The sequence below is a fragment of the Paenibacillus sp. FSL K6-1230 genome, assembly GCF_038002385.1.
GTDB lineage: Bacteria > Bacillota > Bacilli > Paenibacillales > Paenibacillaceae > Paenibacillus > Paenibacillus massiliensis.
On the sequence record NZ_JBBOCK010000001.1, the window covers coordinates 6,055,405 to 6,074,495 of the forward strand.

16 protein-coding genes are annotated in these 19,091 nt (G+C 48.7%); 7 read left to right on the plus strand and 9 right to left on the minus strand.

Going from position 1 to position 19,091, the window contains the following annotated elements:
- The first annotated feature begins 161 nt into the window (after positions 1-161).
- Together MKX74_RS26755 and MKX74_RS26760 are read left to right on the plus strand one after the other, a co-directional pair.
- Positions 162-1,439, plus strand: a complete 1,278-nt coding sequence (locus MKX74_RS26755; protein WP_341180344.1) for an MFS transporter — start codon at positions 162-164, stop codon at positions 1,437-1,439.
- On the plus strand, positions 1,436-2,536 hold the full coding sequence (locus MKX74_RS26760) for a saccharopine dehydrogenase family protein (protein WP_341180345.1): 1,101 nt from the start codon (positions 1,436-1,438) through the stop codon (positions 2,534-2,536). Before MKX74_RS26755 ends, MKX74_RS26760 begins: the two co-directional genes overlap by 4 nt.
- Before the next feature lie 214 nt (positions 2,537-2,750).
- Here the strand turns inward: MKX74_RS26760 and MKX74_RS26765 are convergent, their stop codons facing one another.
- Positions 2,751-4,103 carry a sodium-dependent transporter gene (locus MKX74_RS26765; RefSeq protein ID WP_341180346.1) on the minus strand — a complete coding sequence of 451 codons (1,353 nt, stop codon included), beginning with the start codon at positions 4,101-4,103 and terminating at the stop codon, positions 2,751-2,753.
- 190 nt (positions 4,104-4,293) lie between these two features.
- Here MKX74_RS26765 and MKX74_RS26770 point away from each other — a divergent pair, with 190 nt between their 5' ends.
- Both MKX74_RS26770 and MKX74_RS26775 read left to right on the plus strand, forming a co-directional pair.
- Entirely contained in the window at positions 4,294-5,103 is an 810-nt protein-coding gene (locus tag MKX74_RS26770; RefSeq protein ID WP_341180347.1) for an undecaprenyl-diphosphate phosphatase, read from the plus strand.
- A gap of 489 nt (positions 5,104-5,592) precedes the next feature.
- A complete protein-coding gene (locus MKX74_RS26775) occupies positions 5,593-5,745 on the plus strand; it encodes a DUF1540 domain-containing protein (protein WP_018883887.1) in 153 nt (50 codons plus the stop codon).
- Positions 5,746-5,981: 236 nt separating this feature from the next.
- Here the strand turns inward: MKX74_RS26775 and MKX74_RS26780 are convergent, their stop codons facing one another.
- Positions 5,982-7,523, minus strand: a complete 1,542-nt coding sequence (locus tag MKX74_RS26780) for a DUF4153 domain-containing protein (RefSeq protein ID WP_341180348.1) — start codon at positions 7,521-7,523, stop codon at positions 5,982-5,984.
- A gap of 108 nt (positions 7,524-7,631) precedes the next feature.
- Here MKX74_RS26780 and MKX74_RS26785 point away from each other — a divergent pair, with 108 nt between their 5' ends.
- Positions 7,632-9,404 (plus strand): ABC transporter substrate-binding protein, encoded by a 1,773-nt coding sequence (locus MKX74_RS26785; protein WP_341180349.1) that lies wholly within the window; start codon positions 7,632-7,634, stop codon positions 9,402-9,404.
- An 85-nt stretch (positions 9,405-9,489) separates the two neighbouring features.
- On the opposite strand, the gene MKX74_RS26790 is transcribed toward MKX74_RS26785, so the two are convergent.
- The 5 genes from MKX74_RS26790 to MKX74_RS26810 form a co-directional block, all read right to left on the minus strand.
- Entirely contained in the window at positions 9,490-10,491 is a 1,002-nt protein-coding gene (locus MKX74_RS26790) for an asparaginase (RefSeq protein ID WP_341180350.1), read from the minus strand.
- A 394-nt stretch (positions 10,492-10,885) separates the two neighbouring features.
- Positions 10,886-11,992, minus strand: coding sequence for a nuclear transport factor 2 family protein (locus MKX74_RS26795; protein ID WP_341180351.1), 1,107 nt, complete (start codon positions 11,990-11,992; stop codon positions 10,886-10,888).
- Positions 11,993-12,278: 286 nt separating this feature from the next.
- Complete coding sequence (locus MKX74_RS26800; RefSeq protein ID WP_341180352.1) at positions 12,279-13,313, minus strand: HAMP domain-containing sensor histidine kinase; 1,035 nt, start codon at positions 13,311-13,313, stop codon at positions 12,279-12,281.
- Positions 13,300-13,995, minus strand: coding sequence for a response regulator transcription factor (locus tag MKX74_RS26805; RefSeq protein ID WP_341180353.1), 696 nt, complete (start codon positions 13,993-13,995; stop codon positions 13,300-13,302). The genes MKX74_RS26800 and MKX74_RS26805 overlap by 14 nt, the downstream gene beginning before the upstream one ends.
- A 216-nt stretch (positions 13,996-14,211) precedes the next feature.
- The gene (locus tag MKX74_RS26810; RefSeq protein ID WP_341180354.1) at positions 14,212-14,835 is read right to left on the minus strand and encodes a hypothetical protein; all 624 of its coding nucleotides are present in this window, start codon (positions 14,833-14,835) and stop codon (positions 14,212-14,214) included.
- A gap of 300 nt (positions 14,836-15,135) precedes the next feature.
- Here MKX74_RS26810 and MKX74_RS26815 point away from each other — a divergent pair, with 300 nt between their 5' ends.
- Together MKX74_RS26815 and MKX74_RS26820 are read left to right on the plus strand one after the other, a co-directional pair.
- Complete coding sequence (locus tag MKX74_RS26815) at positions 15,136-15,933, plus strand: VLRF1 family aeRF1-type release factor (RefSeq protein WP_341180355.1); 798 nt, start codon at positions 15,136-15,138, stop codon at positions 15,931-15,933.
- 259 nt (positions 15,934-16,192) lie between these two features.
- On the plus strand, positions 16,193-16,714 hold the full coding sequence (locus MKX74_RS26820) for a GNAT family N-acetyltransferase (protein WP_341180356.1): 522 nt from the start codon (positions 16,193-16,195) through the stop codon (positions 16,712-16,714).
- A 294-nt stretch (positions 16,715-17,008) separates the two neighbouring features.
- On the opposite strand, the gene MKX74_RS26825 is transcribed toward MKX74_RS26820, so the two are convergent.
- Complete coding sequence (locus MKX74_RS26825) at positions 17,009-18,325, minus strand: nucleobase:cation symporter-2 family protein (RefSeq protein ID WP_341180671.1); 1,317 nt, start codon at positions 18,323-18,325, stop codon at positions 17,009-17,011.
- A gap of 144 nt (positions 18,326-18,469) precedes the next feature.
- On the minus strand, positions 18,470-19,060 hold the full coding sequence (locus tag MKX74_RS26830) for a xanthine phosphoribosyltransferase (protein ID WP_341180357.1): 591 nt from the start codon (positions 19,058-19,060) through the stop codon (positions 18,470-18,472).
- Positions 19,061-19,091: the final 31 nt, after the last annotated feature.

Sequence of the window (19,091 nt, forward strand, 5' to 3'; positions counted from 1 at the left end):
TATCATTCAATCTGATACGATATTCGATCAAGATGCCAGGTTGGCAGCTTATTTTTTTGTCATAATAGTATAGTTACTAAACAAAAAAAACGAAATTAACAGTAACAGAAAAAGCGTTATATGTATGAACAAAATCTATATGGCTACAGGAGGTTATTAAGTTGCAGCCAGACAATACATCATGCACCATAGCACGTCCCTCTTCCTATCTCCCCATGATGGCTGCTGTCTGTATAGGAGTATTTATTTCACACTTTACAGCAGGTGTCGTCAATATGGCCCTGCCTCATCTTGCAGCTGTCTTTCATAGCGGTGCGAATACTGTGCAGTGGATTACAACGGGATACTTGCTGGCGATTGCTGCCCTGCTGCCTGTGATGGGCAAGCTTGCTGACCGCTATGGTAGTCGAACCATACATAATCTCGGGTATATTGTGTTCGGCATAAGCTCCATATTGGCGGCTTGCTCCCCCAACCTGACCCTCTTGCTAGTCACACGGATCATGCAAGCGGCAGGTGCAGCCATGTTTCAGGCCACTAATATGGCTCTGATCAGTATTCATTTGCCTCAAAGCCATAAAGGACGAGCGTTCGGCCTGGTCAGTACGGCAGTAGCCTTGGGAGGAATGGCGGGCCCTGCTGTTGGTGGATTACTAGTGGAATGGGTTAACTGGCGCTCACTATTCATCGTACATATGCCTGCTGCCAGCCTGGCTACCTGGCTGGCCTACCGTTATATTCCCGCAGCTATACCAACGCAGGTGCGAAAAGCCTTTGACTATACAGGTGCCGTACTATTCATCACCCTCATGCTCTTGCTGATCACAAATCTTACGCAAGGCAGTTCACTCGGTTGGCATCCTCTTGTCATGCCCGCTGCAGCTGTATTTATCCTGATGGCTTTATACCGCTGTGAGCGGCGTCATCCTGATCCGTTCGTTCCGGTGGCAAGCCTGCGCATGTCGGCTGTACGTCTGGGGCTAATCGTCAGCTGTGCCTCATTCATGCTTACGAACGCGGTTGTAACTGCCTTGCCGTTCTATCTACTGCGAAGCTCATTGCCAGCTTCAGCGGCTGGATTGATGTTAAGCGCCTATCCTTTCATGCTCGCTGTGTCAGGACCTCTCGCCGGGTATCTCTCCGATCGACACGGTCCGAGAAAGTGGATGCTGATCGGAATAGCGATTACAGCGGCTTGTGTTCTTGTGCTAGTGCTGAATCTGAACGACATGCCAACTGTAGGGATAAGCTGCATGCTTATTTTGCTAGGGCTCGGGATGGGATTAACGGTATCACCCAACAACAGTTTCATTATGAGGCATACGCCAGCTGGGCTGGCAGGCTCTACAGGCAGCATGATCGCACTCTCCCGCAACACAGGGATGGCCGTAGGAGCCGCGATCGGTATCAGCTATATGAATGGAGGATTATTCGGATGAGAGATCAGATTATTGTAATCGGAGGATACGGGCATACGGGGCAGATGATCTGCAGAGCACTGGGAGCCACCTATCCTGGGAAAATATTCGCAGCAGGTAGAAGCATGGAGCGCGCAGAACAATTCTGCGCTACTACAGATGGGCAAGTACTTCCATTACAACTGGACATCCATAGCGACTGGCGCCCGGAACTATTCCAGAACATCAGACTGGTTGTCATGTGTATGGATCAGACTGACACAGCATTTGTTCACGCTTGTCTGAGCATGGGGATTCATTACGTTGATATTTCAGCAAATGGGGCGTTCCTGTCTCAGGTCGAAGCCCTCCACCCGATTGCTCTATCGCAGGGTGCTACTGCTGTATTGAGCGTTGGACTGGCACCCGGATTGACGAACCTGTTGAGCCGGCATGCCGCTGATCACATGGATGAGACACATGAAGTAGACATATCCGTCATGCTTGGACTGGGCGATTCCCACGGCAAGGCTGCCATTGAATGGACGATTGATAACATGAACACCGAATACGAAGTCATAGAGCAAGGGGTCCCGACTACCGTCTCCAGCTTCAAGGATGGCAAAGTCATTGATTTCGGTCAAACGCTGGGACGACACACCGCCTACAGATTTAATTTCTCGGACCAGCATATTCTGCCACGCACACTTGCGATCCCGACCGTCTCCACACGATTGTGTCTGGACTCGGCTATCGTCAGCAGACTGCTGGCCTGGCTGCGGGCGGCAGGCGTATTCCGTTTGCTGCGGTTCGGCCCGCTGCGCCGGGCTGCTGTCTACTTATTCAGTAAGCTGCGGGCGGGTGAACCTGTATTTGCCGTCAAGGTGGATGCACGGGGTAGCGTGAATAACAAGCCGATGTACATGGAATATATGCTGCAAGGTAGTAGTGAGGCCGCCATGACAGCCCGCGTAGCAGCAGCGATCGCAGCGCTCCTGTATCGTGTACCTATGCCACAGGGCGTCTATCATAGCGAGCAACTGTTCCAACTGCAGGATGCTCTGGGATCAGAGCTGAGGGATGTACCACTGAGCATACGGAGAAACGGAGAACCGTTCTTAGGCTCCGGGGCATCGTAGTCTAGCACATTGACCGAATATGCGCATAGTGCCCGCTGCAAGCAAGGACCCCTGTCGACCACTGTTAAGCTTGTTGTTGTTCGAGAGGCTCTATATTCACATTGGAAGCACAAAAAAGGGGTGACTCCAGCCATTTGTTGGCTTGGAGCCCCCCTACTTTTCGTTTGATTCTACGCATTTTACAATATGCACAGCATGCATGACTATGACGGGATTAGAACTTGATGATCCCCGTAGAATGCAGAAGCACCAGCAAGACGAGAATTGGTGCCACGTAACGCATCATAAACAGCCATACTTTGAACCAGCCCGCAGATAATCCAGCAGCCTCTCCTGCATTTTTCCAGAAGTAGCCTACAAATATCGTGATAATAAATCCGCAAACAGGAAGCAATATATTCGATGTAATGAAATCAAGCCAGTCGAAGAAGGCTTTGCCGCCAAAGGTCAGTTCAGGTACCATCCCGAGCGACATCGCCGCCGGAACGCCCAGCAAAAATGCTAGTACCGAAGTGATGACAACAGCCTTGTTGCGAGTCCAGCCCCAACGATCCATAGCATACGTAACAGGGACCTCCAATATGGAGACCGCCGAAGTGAGCGCAGCGAAGGCTAGCAATACGAAGAACAAGCCCCCAAAGATGGCTCCAAGCGGCATAGCCGAGAAAGCAGCCGGGAGTGCAATAAATACTAGAGATGGTCCTGAGTCTGGAGCGATACCAAATGAGAACGTCGTTGGGAAAATAATCAGACCTGCAACAAATGCGTAGATCAAGTCACCTGCCCCAACGGCCAATGAAGCGGCACCCAAGGACTGTCTCTTATCCACATAAGCACCATAAGTGATTAAGATCCCCATCCCGAGAGACAGTGAGAAGAAGGCATGTCCCAATGCGACCAACGCCGACTGTGCTGTCAGCTTGGAGAAGTCTGGCTGGAGGAAGAAGGCTACTCCCTCTGCCGCTCCTGGAAGTGTGACGGCACGAATCATTAGAATGACAAGGAGGATAATCAGACCAGGAATGAGAATTTTGTTGAATTTCTCAATGCCTTGTGAGATACCGCGTGCTACAACCCAGCCCGTAATGGCTAAAGCTACAAGCTGGAAGCCTAGCGCACCATAACCTGTAATGAAGCTGCCAAATTGCCCACTGAAATCCGTCTGCTTGAACAATTGACCTGAAAACGCAGCAAAAGCATAATATAATGTCCACCCTGCGATGACGACATAGAACGAAAGAATCAGAAATGGCGTAATGACCTGCAGTATTCCGAGGCGAGCCCAGATGGGTCCACCGCCAACTTTGGTGAAGGACGAAGACGCGCTGCCCCGACCACTCCGGCCAATAGACAACTCTGCCAGCAGGACCGGCATACCAATCAGCAACAAGCAGACAATAAAGATCAGGAAGAACGCCGCTCCCCCATACTGTCCTGTAATATAAGGGAACTTCCACATATTCCCCAATCCTACAGAGCTACCGATGGCAGCCATAATAAAGCCGAAGGACGAGAAGCGCTCCCCCCCTGACGACTGTGTATTCGATGTTCCTTTGCCCAAACTCATAAAATCCCCCTTAATCATCTCTCTGTCGATATTCCTCATATTATATCCCAAGATGTCAGCTAGGTCAGTAAGAAAATGCACCTCTATTATCGCTATATTTTTCTAATCTATACTTTTTTAGTACAATACTTAGATGAGCGGGCAGTAACATAGATTAACCCGACCAATATATAGGAGAGAGGAGATACTGATGGATTTCTTTGAATTGTTAAAGTATGCCTTTCTGGGGCTTCTACAGGGAGTAACCGAACCAATTCCTGTATCATCCAGCGGGCATCTGATTATTGCGGAGCATCTACTGGGCATACATATCGAAGGGCTGAGCTTTGAGGTGCTGGTTAACTTTGCATCCTTGATCGCGGTACTGATTATCTATCGTCATGATATCGTAAGGATTGCTGGGAATGGTTGGCTGTATCTGCGAAAAAGAGAGCCTGAGGCTCGTGCGGACTTCATGTTCATCATTTATGTCATCGTCGGTACAGTCCCCATTGTCATCTTCCAGCCTCTATTAGGCGGACTGCTGGATCGCTACTCCAAGGACCTGAATGTCATTGGCGTAACACTGCTAATTACAGGGATCGCGCTGTGGCTGATTCGAAATATGCGAGGACGCAAGCAGGATAACGATCTTCGCTACCGTGATGCAATCATTGTGGGCCTGGCACAGTGTGTGGCGCTATTTCCGGGAATTAGCCGATCAGGCTCTACGATCGTAGCAGCTATGGGCACAGGGATGAAGCCAGCGACGGCATTGCGCTACTCCTTCTTCCTGTACATTCCGGTCAGTATCGGAGCGATGGTGCTGGAGGGCCGCAACATGCTGGAAGACCCGATGCTGGGTCAATTGCTAGTGCCTTATTCATTGGCCTTCATTTGCTCGTTGATTGCCTCTTACTTTGCATTACGCTGGTTCATGGGCATTATGGCCAAGGGCAATCTGCTGGTCTTCTCCATCTACTGTCTGCTGGCAGGACTGGCCGTACTCATATTCCTATAGGATATATGCATAGAATACACGCAACCATACGTCATACCGTACACTATGCCCTAAAAAGAGCCTTAAAAATGCACGAAAGGACGCCGAATTCTCGGCGTCCTTCTTCATATATTATATAACTGCAAATTCGCAAATAAATCAGTAGTGAAGGTATTCCATTTAGTGGAGTCATCCATGTCGTCACAACTGTTACGGAGTCCACAAGTCAAACAGTTACGAAATTCAAAAATGTTGCCATCAAAAAATTCGGTAGTTATATCGCTGTCGAATATGGTTAATACCTTTAAAATAGCCCTGCAACCATGCTCGCGTAGCTTGCTTCATTCATGTAGCAAGCTCCAGATTGCAAGTTGCTGTGAATTTTGATATTGTTATATTCAGGTATAGCAAAATCCCCCTTGCCCTACAAGGAGGATCGTTCGGACAGGCTTTGCCTGTACCTAGCTACAATTGCTTGCCTAATTACACCACGTAAAGGAGGCGAACAATATGGCAAAAGACGTACTGTGTGAAGTTAACGCCTGCACTTTCTGGGCTGAGAACAACAAATGCAGCGCAAGCTCCATCTACATTGTCAGCCACTCTCCAGAGAAGGCTAAAAACTCTGAGCAAACTGACTGCAAAACCTTCGAAGCTAAATAAGACTTTAACTCATCTTGTATAGCCATTTATGTTTTCCATAAGAGGAGCCCCTGCCAGGGTTCCTTTTTTCATTATCCAATAGCTTCAATTCATCTTATCTCATTGTAGCAATAATGATAATTATTATCAAGTCCTTTTTCGCAGCTGTGAAGCCAAGCAACGTACAACGGTCAGATATTCTTATAGTTATTAGTTATTTGTTATTTGTTATTTGTTGTTCGTTATCCAAGAGACTCTTATTTCATATAATTGAAGGCGACCTCACCAAGAGCTTCTTCCAGATTCCGCATCGCTCGATACTGTGATAGATTGAACGATTGCCAGCCTTCGTGACCCGTCGATGTCATAACATCATACCGGTCCTGCAAGTAGCCTCTCATCGCTGGATATTCCTTCGAGAAATCAATCAGCTTCGGCGTCGCCTCCACCGACAGATTGCTCAGATATATGGCATCAATTCGCCCTGTCTCACGATAGCGCTGGATATTCTTCTCGGCAATGATCTGGTCCATTCCGATATAATTCATTAAGACATATGCGCATAGACCGAGTACAATGTAGCATTTGGCCAGAGGAATCTGCTTCCAGCGAATCCGGCAACCAGCAATGACTAGCAGCAAGCCAAGAAAGATCATAAATGCATGGACAAGAAAACGTATATAGGTATACCCATACATCTCCTCGTACAGCAGCAGACGCTGATATCCCGAATACAGCATGACTCCAGAGCAGGCAAGCAGGACATACAGCATAACGCGATTCATGGACTGTACAAGACCTTTTTCCTCTCCACTCAGCAGCATTACAATTAGTATGATGGTGAAGTTAATCGCTGTCACTACGACGAGCTCCAGAAATCCGCTACGTGCATACTCCGCATAGGACTGTCCCTCTGGCAGCAGCCCCTGCCCCGCCCCGAACAGGTAGCTGAACTGAATGGCTACGAACAACACATAGACCATATTGATCGCAATCAGCACAGTGGCTGTAATGATAGGGTCCAGTCTTGGCTTCTCGACATCTGCAGCCCATTCAGCCAGTCTTTCCTCCAGTGCATCTCCTGTTTTGGCTTCCGATTCATAACGTTTGAAGTCAATGAACCCCCACAGATACATGAAGAACAGCAGTCCGAAGAAGATCACCCATAAGAAACGTGCCGTTCCCTCTCCGAAGCTCACCTGACGTCCCAGCCAGTTCGGCAGCAGTGAGAGAATGTGGTTGAAGCCCCCATCCGCTGAAGATAACAAGGTGACGACAACGATTAGTAATGGTAACGAAATGAGTAGTCCGATCAACACTTTGCCAAGTGTCCGCTTATGCTCCTCATCCATACTGCGCCCACTCGTGCTTCTCACGACGCGGAAGATAGTAGGAACATGGCGTAGGCTCTGGACGATCACATGATCGAGCGCATCTCCCACCAGCTTCAGCACAGACCAGTCCAGACGGCGTTCACTGAGGGAATAGGCCATATGTATGAAGAACAATCCAGGAATGACCAGCAGATTCATGACATAAAATACCACATTCGAGAACAGTACATAGGTCAACGACAACAGCATAATCACGGTGAACATCAACCAGCCGAACCAGGTGAATGGACGCAGCTTATCCTTTGCGAATACATACATGTAGCCGTACAAGCAGGCAACAAAGATTGGATAAGAGACGGCCGGATCATGACCAAAAAATAAATATTGATGAACAACCGCCAGCACGAATGCACCTAACAAGGAATATAAGGGACGACGATCGGAATAGAGCCATGAATTTTCCATTTAAATATTACCTCCATCGTGTTCTATGACCTATTGTAGATGATAAAATAAGAAGATAAAGAGAAGAAAAAAGATGACAAACTTCCTATTTTAGGAGTGAACACGAGGATGAAATTACATAGCCAATTTCTAAGGCTTCACGCCCGTTATGGGGAAAATAATGAAATTTTCGTTACGATGGACGAGCTGGCTGTAACCTTTGACTGCACCCATCGTAATGCTCTCACGATCATCAACCGGATGGCCCAGATGGGCTGGATTCGCTGGACACCGCAGCGCGGACGCGGACGTCGGTCTACCTTAACGTTCCTGACCCGACCTGAGGAGATCGCCGTCCAGTCGATGATGCAGGCCATCAATCGTCGCGATATTCAGCGAGCCATGGACCAACTACAATCACACTCTCCGTCGGCTACATTGCAGGAACGGCTGCAGGGCTGGTTCATGACCTATTTCGGACGTCACTCGGAGGTTCGCAGCAACAAGCAGATCGACATGCTACGGTTGCCGATTCGGCAGCAATTGCATACGGTCGATCCACTTTACATGAATCTACTTGCTGAATCCTTCGTGTCCAGCCATATCTTTGACGGCCTGGTCCGCAAGTCGAACACCACTGGAGGGCTGGTGCCTGGCATTGCCCATGCATGGGAGACAGATGCTTCGCGCAAGCTGTATACCTTTTATCTGCGCAAGGAGGTGCTGTTTCACAATGGTAAAATGCTGACTGCCTATGACGTGGTCTATACGTTCGAACGATTAATGCAGACCTCGCAGCGGATGCTGTACAGCGCGATATTCAAGCAACTGCAATCAGTTCGTGCACTCCATCCCTACATGGTGACCATGGAGCTGAAGGAGCCGAATGAGCTATTTCTGCCTTTTCTGTGTACTAGCCGGGCGGCTATTGTACCCCGAGACCTGGATCAGCTCGGTGACAAGCAATTCGGACAGCGACCCATTGGGAGCGGCCCGTTCCAGCTGCGCGAGATGAACGACAATCTGTGTGTGCTGGAGGTGTTCAAGCATTATTATCAGGAACGCGCTCATCTGGATCGAGTTGAGATTGTACATGTTCCCTGGCAGATGACAGAAGGCTCGACTGGTGAGGTCGACACCGGGATCGACATGGAGGCAGGGTCTAACGAGCCACTCTCTCCTTTCCACGTTATTCACAATCCAGCCGTGAGGGATTCCGCTGCCTGGAGTCAGATTCACTCGGATGTATCTGTCCGCAAATTCGTGACCTTCAACACCAAAAAGACCGGACCGCTGAGCGATCCGGCCATACGAGCCGCCATATGGAATGGTCTGAAGAGAGGGACTATGGTAGCTGAGGAAGCAGCAAAGTCAACGACGAAATCAGCCGCGCAGCAAAAGGCACCCTCGACTACCAATAATAAGGAGCAAGCCCTCGAGCCGCTGCGCATTGCCACCATTAATCATTACAAGGCGGATGCGGAACAGGTTGCTGTAAGTCTTCAGGCATGTGGTTATGCCTGTCAGGTCTTTTCTTCCTCGGCTGAGGAATTCAAGGGGCCCATCCGGCTGGAAGCCGATCTGATCGTCTTCTCGCTCATTCGGGACCGCGACGAGCAGCTTCGCCTGTACGATCTGTATTCGACCATTAGCGAGCATGTCGAGCCACATACTCGTACAGACATCCGATCCAGGCTGGAAGCCATCATTCGTGAGCCCGACGCAGCTGCGAGAGATACCGGCTTTCGGACGATTGAGGAGCTGCTAATGAAGGAGCATCAGCTGTATATTTTATATGAGCATCCAGTACAGACCGCATTCCTCCCCTCCCTGCGCGGCGTTACCTTCAACAGTCAGGGATGGGTGGATCTGCGGCGGGTATGGTTCCCACCCGAAGCATGAGGTAATGGACGATGAGAAGAATAGTCTCTAACCTTGGTCGGACGCTAAATGATGATCGCTAGTGCCCGAGAAGCTCAGCTTGGCGTCACGAATTCGGAATGGTCACTTCATTCGCATAGTTGGTTGCCATGATGCGGGCAACCTCCTTCGAATCCGTGGACTGACCGAGTGCCCACATCATTTTGGTCACAAGTGCTTCTGTCGTCATATCATAGCCGGGGATAACCCCCTTCTCCAGCACCTTCTGGCCGACCTCATAGATCGTAAGATCGCCACCTTCATACGGACACTGAGTCGTCACGGCTATGCTAATGCCCGCTTTCATGAGCTGCTCAATCTTGTCGATCAGACTTCGCTCCTTGAATGGCACACCGCCCATACCGAAGCCCTCGATGACAATCCCTTGATAGCCAAGAGCTTGAATCGCGTCGAAGATCCCCGGGTTCGTGCCCGGGATCAGGCGCAGCAGGAATACGCCCGCCGAGTAGCTCTCATTATATACATGGTCCATGGGTGCAGCAGGCAACAGCCCCTCCGTGAAATCAATCGTGCCCTGCTCCACGAGTCCAATATAAGGATAGTTAATGCTCTCAAAGGCATTGTAGCTACGCGTGCGGATCTTCGAGGAGCGCGGGCCGTTGATAATCTTGCCATTAAATACAACGAACACACCTGCTGCTTCACTGCAGGCTGTCACGAAGGAATCAATGATATTCCTTTGCGAGTCGCTATTCTCGGCCAGAATAGACACCTGTGATCCGGTCAATACTACCGGCTTATCCAGCGCACCCAGCATGAAGCTCAGTGCTGAGGCGGTGTAGGCCATCGTATCTGTACCGTGTGCAATGACAATCCCGTCGTACTTCGGCAACGAATCTCGCACCAGTCGCGCCATCAGCACCCAGTCCTCTGGCTGCGTATTCGTGCTGTCCATGCTCATAAGATCATGCGCATCAATGTGACAGATCGTGCGCAGCTGGGGAATCTGCTCCAGAATGTTATCTGCCGATTGCGTCGGGGTTAATCCATGCTCTTGGTGAGAGGATGAAATAGTCCCCCCGGTATTAATAAAAAGTATGTTCTTCACAATGCACTGTCCTTCCGAATAGCCAATATGTTATCCCTCAGCATCCCCTAATTGCCCAAGGGGAAAACACAGCAGAAATCATCAGGAATGGGCCTGATTCATACGATATGCTGAGTGTGAGTTGTATGAAATTAAAATCGACTTCATTATACGGCAGGAGGACTTGAAATGGAACTCAATCATGCTGTGGCACTAGGGATATACAATAGTAAACATTGATCTAATGTAAAGAAACCACGTGAAGAATCTGTTGTCAGACACTTCGCGTGGTTGCTATGTTTTCTGCTTGTCAGGCAAATCTGGACTTGTAATTAGCGACTTTGACGCAGCGCTCATCATCCTTGTCCTTGACTTTAATAATTTGTTTTTGTGTAGTCAAACATAGATGGGCTTATTATTTGGTCCAGCTTTCAATCACTTTCACGCTGTCGCCGTCCTTCGCGAAATGCAAGAACTGCATCACATCACCGGCAGTCTTCTCGCCAGTCTTCGTGTCCTGATTGGTAATTCTGTAATGAATGGCGGCCCAATCTCCACTGATTATCATACTATCAAAGCGAATACGCTTTACTTCGGTAGATTCAGAAGCGTTCTTGACGGAAGCCTTGTATTCCTCAAGAGTCATGGTTGTATCATTCGTATGGTACTGCAGGTTGCTGTCATAATAGGAATCTGCGCCTTCCGTCCAAGCATCCATCCCTTTATTCCAATTTTCAAAATCGTTCAATATGGCCTGTTGAATATCCTTAGCCATATCATCTTCGATCGGCGTAGGATAGGTAACAGGATACTTGGCTACAAGATCCGTTGTATCAGGGATCGTCGCATTCACGATGGCATCCAATGCCGCCTGCTGCGCCGTCTTCGCAGCGTCAGTCTGGAAGGTCGTCAGACCAGCAAAATCTGCACCCTTTGTTCCTGCCCAGCCTTCCACAACTCGAGTGCCCAGCTCATCTCCATAGTCCTTGAAGTGCACAAACTCCATCACACTTCCATCTGAAGTTTTTTGGGTCTGTCTGTTGGTCGTTGAAATATCGTAGCGAATCGCAGCCCAGTCACCGGAGATGATCATATTATTGAAGTTGCCCATTTGAATGTCGCTGGACTGCAGCGTCGCATTCATGGAATCCTGATATTCCTTCAAGGTGAGCTTCACACCATGAACGTTGTACAGGGAATCCTCAGTATACAGAATGTCGCCCCAGGTTTCCCATGCATCATAGCCTCTGTTCCAGTTTTCAAACCCATTCAGCAGTCTATTCTGAATGTTTTTCCCCATTTGTGTGTCAATAGGAGTAGGGTTGATGACCGGAAAAGTAGCCGACAGCTCCTCAGTATTATCATAGGAATCAGAAATAACGACCGCAGACTCACTTGGGATCGAACTTGCCGCACTCACAGCAGGACCCGAGCCCGTTTTCGCTCCACACCCCACAGCAACAACCATGATGGCCAAGGCTGTCGCACCCGCCACCAACACCTTCGTTATATTTTTGTTCATAATGATTCTCCTCTCATAATTTCATCAGATTAATAGACTTACTGCCTACCAGACAGCGGGTCGTCGAACAAAGGTACTTCCTTTCTTGTTGATATTCGTATCTTAGCCTGCGAAGGTTGAACCAAAGTAAAATCAAACCGATTCTTTCATGATAAGTGTGCTTAAGCAAAAACAGTTGAAGCACGAACCTTCACCAAGGTTTGTGCTTCAACTGTTTTTTATCTCTATTATATTGCACTCATTTATACTGCACTCATTTATACTGCACTCGTTTATAATGCACTTATTAAATGGGAAGCTCGATGATAAAGGTACTTCCCTCCTGTGGTGTACTCTCTACACGAATCTTACCGCCACACAGGGAGATAATACGTAAAACAATGGACAGGCCAATACCGTTCCCCCGCACAGTGGAGGTTGTATCGTGTTGGTAGTATTTCTCAAAGATACGCGCGGCGGTTGCTTCGTCCATGCCCACGCCACTGTCTGAAAATGTAAGCGTAAGCTGATCTGAGGTGCATTTGGCGGAGATTTTGATTTCCCCATATTCAGGGGTGAATTTGATGGCGTTGCTAAGCAGATTGATCCATACCTGTTCGATCAGCTCCGCATTGCCCACATAAAATATATCGTCTACATCCAGCTCCAGCTCAATCTTCTTCTGTTCAATTTTCGGAAGCAGCAGGATTACACAACGTTTTATTTGCTCAGATAAATCGAATGCTTCTTTTTCAGTGATGATCTCGCAGGCTTCGACCTTGGAAAGCAGAAGCATGTTATGAGATAGAGCAGACAAACGAAGGGATTGATCGGCAATGACCTGAAGATACTGAATCCGTTCTGGGCTCTCAATGCCATCTCCTGTATCAATAAGGTGTTGGGCAAATCCGGAGATTGAAGTAATCGGCGTTTTGAATTCATGAGAGAACTCATTCACAAAGTTCTGCATCTCTGCCTTTGTGTTTTTCAGTTCTGAAGTCATGCGATTAAATCCATCATAGATGGGTGCATATTCTTCCGCCTTTCTGCTGTCTAACCGCACCTCTAGATTGCCGTTGGATACTTCTTTTATTCCAATCAACAGATCACCCATTTTCCTGCGGACGGATCGTAGCGTAAAAAATGTTCCCAAACCGACAGCAATCATCATAAGCGGGATGATTGCCAGCATGGAAAAAGCGTTATCTCTCGTCATGCCCAGCCAGTATGTAGCGATAAGCCCATAGGCCATCACTCCGCCGACAACTACGATTGCATCTGCAATGAGAACCCACCGGAATTGAACCAGCCTAAAGACTTCGTCTTGTTTATACCGTTTCATGGCCGCCTCCCATCTTATGGATGACCGCTTTATATCCTAGCCCCCGAATGGATACCAACTCGAATTCCTTGCACATCGAAAACTTGTTACGCAGACGGCTGATATAGGTTTTGATAGTATCGTACTCCGTTTCGGAATCGTAACCCCAAATCTCATCCATCAACTGCTGTTTGGTGAATACGACATTGGGATAGGAGAGAAACTTGTACAGCAGTTCAAATTCCTTGTTTGTTAGTGGAATGGTCTCTTCGTTATACTTAGCGGAAAAGGTGTTTTGCTCCATCGAGAGGTTACCGATCACAATTCGCTTTTCGTTGGCAATCTGTGCTCGCCGCAGCAGTGCCTCTATACGCCAAATAAGTTCCTCATAGTCGATAGGCTTCGTCATGTAATCATCCACGCCCGAGGCAAATCCCTCTTTTTTGTGGGCAAAGGTGTTCATGGCCGTCAGCATGATCACAGGCGTCATATCGTTGACATTCCGCAGGGACCGCACCAGGTCATACCCATTCATGTTTGGCATCTGAATATCCACGATGAGCAGATCAATATGTTCGCGGTCGAGAACCTCCAACGCTTCTTTGCCATCAGCTGCTTCTTTGATTTTATATAACGGGCCCAGCTTCGCTTTCGTCAAAAGACGCACCATCTCATCATCTTCAACGATAAGAATTGTAATCATACACGCCCTCCTTTTAGATTACTATAAAGCATATCTACGGAAGGTTGAACAAAAGTAAAAGGAATAAAAATATTTATGGATGGGATGCCAAGACCCATATCTTATACTTCTCTAGTCGAATATATCCACTACTTAAGCATACGGTCACATGGTACCAAAGTAGTAGTCCATCCCCCTCCAAGGGAGGGACCTACTTCTTAAGCTCTATTTTGTGCGCTACAATGCTTGAACGGATACAGGACAATTCTCATGGAACTGCGATTGATCCAGTCCTGCGTAATCATACAGATACCCTTCGTAGATGATCTCAAATGCAGGATGACAACCAAAATCAAACGGTGTTACCAGCCCAGATGAACGCTCCCACAGCTGGATTCCTGTCCGTCCAAGTACCTCTGCCACAAATTGCGAGCAAAAAAATGCATTGTCCCGCTCAACACTAAAGTTCAGCAATACACCGAATAGCCCTACCAGATTGTACCGATAGACACCCTCACGCTCCTCAAAGGCTTCCAGCAGGCCCGCTGTCTTCTCCTTCTGTCCATAACTGACGGGCAGACGAAGCAGCATACACCTCGTATGTGGAAAGCGCCGATAGACCCCCCCATACACGTCCTCGCGGACGAAGCCCGCTACCCACGGATTATAGGGCCGCTTCCGTCCAAAGCTGTATAGATTCTTCAGATTGGCATCCAGCGACAACGACGCATGATTGTATGGTGCCGACGTTACCTGCTTGATGAGCGTGCTGAACCATGTGCCAGTGTCTGTCAGAAGGACATATAGACTGGCCTCATCGCGCTTGTGAATGTGCCGAACCTTTTCCCTATTGTGATTCATTACCGATTCACCTCATTACAACGAACTGAGGCTAATTATAAATTCCAACCCTGCTGCTCAAGAACAGACCTGCGCACGGATTCCCTACTGGACCTTAGGCCAGATTGAACACAGACCTCTGGAACTTTTATAGCGGATTGCACCCTGAAAAATTTTGTCGACTTGCCTCTAATCAACCTATTCCTCCACCATGGTAGTCCAGGCTCTATTTCCCTCCGTTTTTCCATATTTGTATTCTATAACTAGCTTGTTTACTTTTATTCATGTGTGGTAATCAAGCTTAAGGAGGATGATGCATACATGAAATGGATTGATAAGTGGAAGGCCGTTCAGCAGTATGAACAATCTTCATCCGAATGCTTCCTGACCATCTATCTCAATACCGAGACCGCCAATGGTGCCAACGCCGAATGGCCGCTACGTCTGAAGAATGGGCTGAAGAAGCTCATGGAGTACTCTCATTCAGGAGAAAGTTCTGAGCAGCAGAAGACGCTCAAGCGACTCTGTGCCAAGGTCGAGAAGGACATCAACAGTCATCGCACAACGCTAAAGAAAGGGCTTATTGTCATTGCAAGCTCCTCCGGCGATCTGTATTTTCTGGAGAAGCTGCAGGTGCAGCTCCCCAATGCGTTCTACTGGGAGTCTTCTCCCCATCTTGATGAGATGAACGAGGTATTCACTCAATATCCGGCTGCAGGTGTCATTCAGGTCGGTAGTGACCATATCCGGGTGCTGGATACTCTGCTCGGCAACATTCATCAGGAGTATCGCTTCGATTGGGACAGTCAGACGGAGAATTGGCGTGAGCATATCGGTGCCGAGAGCGTCAAGAAAGTGTCAGGTCGGACTCAGAAGGAGAACTACGATGAGCGGATCGCCGTGAATAAACAGCGCTGGATGAAACGAATCATCCCTGTATTGCAGCGTTTCTCCAAGCAAAAGCGTTGGCAGGAGCTCATCTTCACAGGTGAGAAAGCCCTGGCCGCGGAGCTATCCAAGGAATGTGACTTCGCCAAGACAAGAGTCATTTCGAAAAACATGAACGGCGCACCCGCCCATGAGGTGTTAAATGGGGTATACTCAGCTATCCGCGCCTGACCATTATACCGCTCACTTATGTTGAGCATCCTTACAGTCATTCAGCTCGCACCGGACAAGCCGTCTTCGTGAGCCATACTGTAGCCCGTACTGTACATCGTAGAATATGTAGGACGAGTATAGAATACACTAATTCAAGTCCTTCCATGGCTCCGTCAGGGGTCAGGAAGGGCTTTTTGCGTTACAATAAACTTACGGGGCGCGATTCAAAATCATATTTATCACAATCACATTACAAAATGGAGACGTGACATCCACTATGAATTACACACCATTCACAGAAGTGTATCAGCTCATGGAGCTATCCTTTCCAGAGAGCGAATTCCGTATATTCGAGCATCAACAGCAGCTGTTACATCATGCCTTCTATTCCCTTCATACAGAGCAAGACGCATCCGGTAGAGTTACCGCCCTCCTAGCCGGGTGGAGACTGCCGGGGTTCTCATTCATTGAGCATCTGGCAGTAGACCCCACGCTAAGAGGGGGAGGTGTCGGGGCACGCATGATTCAACAGTTCATACAGGAGAGAGAAGCAGAGGGACCGATTATTCTGGAGGTAGAGCCACCGGAGGAAGAGATGGCTAAGCGACGCATCGGATTCTATGAACGACTTGGCTTTTGTCTCAATGCATTCGACTATGTGCAGCCTCCACTTCGCCAGAATGCGGATGAATTGAAGCTGCTTATCATGAGCTATCCCTCTCCACTAACGCCGCAGCAGTTCAAGGACTATCGGGGAATTTTGTACAGAGAGGTCTACGGAGTAGAAGCAGCGGAGTAGAGTTGAAGAGACTATTCTAGGTAGCCTAGAGGCAAGACAGGCTAGATGAGTCTGAGGCCTCAAAGTTGAGGTGGATGCCATGAGTAAATTGGAATGCCAAGGAATAAAGTGGAGCTTATCTGTACTATAAACACACTTGGAGCTGGTGAAGTCCTATTTAGCAAAAAAAACCGTTGTGATCACAGCCATGAGCCGCAATCACAACGGTTTTATCCTAGTACAAGTACAAGCTTCTATAAGCTTCGTCCATACGTTTATAAACTTATAAGCTTATTCATCTATCCGATACGCTCTTTAATTCGTAGCAGGCGCATCTGGAGCTGGCAGATCCGAGGTCGACACCTCTGGCTCCTCTCCACGATTGCCAAGGAATATGTTCAATACAATCGCTGTAATGGAACCTGTCACAATGCCGCTTTGCAGGAGCATCTTGAGCCACTCCGGCACCTGATCGAACATTTGCGGCACGGCAGCTGAACCAAGACCCACGGCAATACTGCAAGCCACGATAAGCAGATTGCTCTCCTTGCGCAGATTCACTTCGGACAGGATAGATACACCCGCCGCAGCTACCGAGCCGAACATCACAATCATGGCTCCGCCCAGAACAGCATTAGGAATCACCGTCGTTAATGCGGCCAGCTTGGGCAGCAGCCCAAGCACGACCATAATTGCGCCCGCCGCGAAGATTACCTTGCGTGTCTTCACTCGCGTCAAGGTAATGAGGCCAACGTTCTGAGAGAACGCGGTATACGGGAATGCATTCAGAAGGCCACCGAGCATAATCGCCGCTCCCTCTGAGCGAAGTCCGTTCACAATCTGACGCTGCTCTACCTTCTGATCAGTAGCACGCCCAACTGCAAGATACACACCCGTCGATTCCACCATACTGACGATATTCACGATAATCATCGTAATAATAGCCATCACGCTGAATTCGGGCTTACCGAAGTAAAAGGGCTGTGCAATGCTAATCCAGGACGCCGAGCCAACAGCTTCAAAGCTAACAATACCCATGAAGTAGCCCATAGCGGTACCGACAGCCAAGCCCAGCAGGACGGAGACGGCACGCAGGAAGCCTGTAGCCAGTCGATTAACCAGCAGTATGATCACTAGTGTAGCCAGAGCCAGCAACAGATTGCGTGGTTCGCCGAAATCGGGCATATTTTGACCACCTGCTACATTGTTCATCGCTACCGGAATAAGTGTAAGCCCAATGATGGTAACGACAGAGCCCGTCACTACAGTTGGGAAGAAGCGAAGCAGCTTCCCGTATAGTGGTGCGAACAGCACGACGAATAACCCGGATAGTATAATGGCGCCATAGGCCGTCGCAAGGTTCGAGGTTGAAGCAATGGCGATAATGGGTCCCACCGCTGTAAAGGTACAACCCAATACCACCGGAAGACCGCTGCCGAAATACTTGCTGCGCATAATCTGCAGCAGTGTTGCCAGCCCGCAGGTGAACAGGTCTGCTGCGACCAGATAAGCCATCTGGGCAGGTGTCAGTCCCAAAGCTCCACCTACAATGAGCGGCACCGCAATAGCACCGGCATACATCGCCATGACATGCTGGAAGCCTAGTGCGAAAATCTTTTGTCTACTTAACATATTCACGTTCACTTCTCCTCTAATTCAATCGAACTCACCAGTACTCTTTTTTACACAGTTACTTATCTTGTACAGTTACTTATCTTGTGCAGTTACTTATCTTGTGCAGTTACTTGCCTTATATAGATATCTCTTTCTTACGACTCAATAGATGTACATCTCTTCTTCTATAAACTCAATCTGTCCGGGGGACATCGAAGCGATACGCGCCAGTGAGTGCACTCGAATGCCTCTCTCCTCCAGCAATCCGCGTCCCTCCTGGAAGCTCTTCTCGATGACACAGCCAACGCCGACAAGTTCAGCACCTGACTCAGCAACCATATCTGCCAGACCTACCAAGGCAGCACCCGTAGCCAGGAAATCATCGACGATCAGCACTTTATCCCCCGAGGTCAGGTATTTGCGTGCAAGGCTGATCTGATAGGTCTCGCCTTTGGTAAATGAGTGGACAGGTGCAGAGAATACCTGCTCACCTTGTGTAATTGCCTTCTTCTTCTTGGCATAGACAAATGGAACCTGAAGATCAATCGCCGTCGCCATGGCGAATTGAATCCCGCTCGCTTCAATGGTCAGTACCTTGGTAATCTGCTCGTCCCGGAACCTGCGACTGAACTCCCTTCCAATCTCCAAAGCCAGCATGGGATCCACCTGATGATTCAGGAAGGAGTCTACCTTCAGGACCGTATCGGACAGAATCTCGCCTTCCTGGCGAATACGCTCTTGTAATACTTTCATGCTCGAATCTCTCTCCTTCTATGTGCAGTTG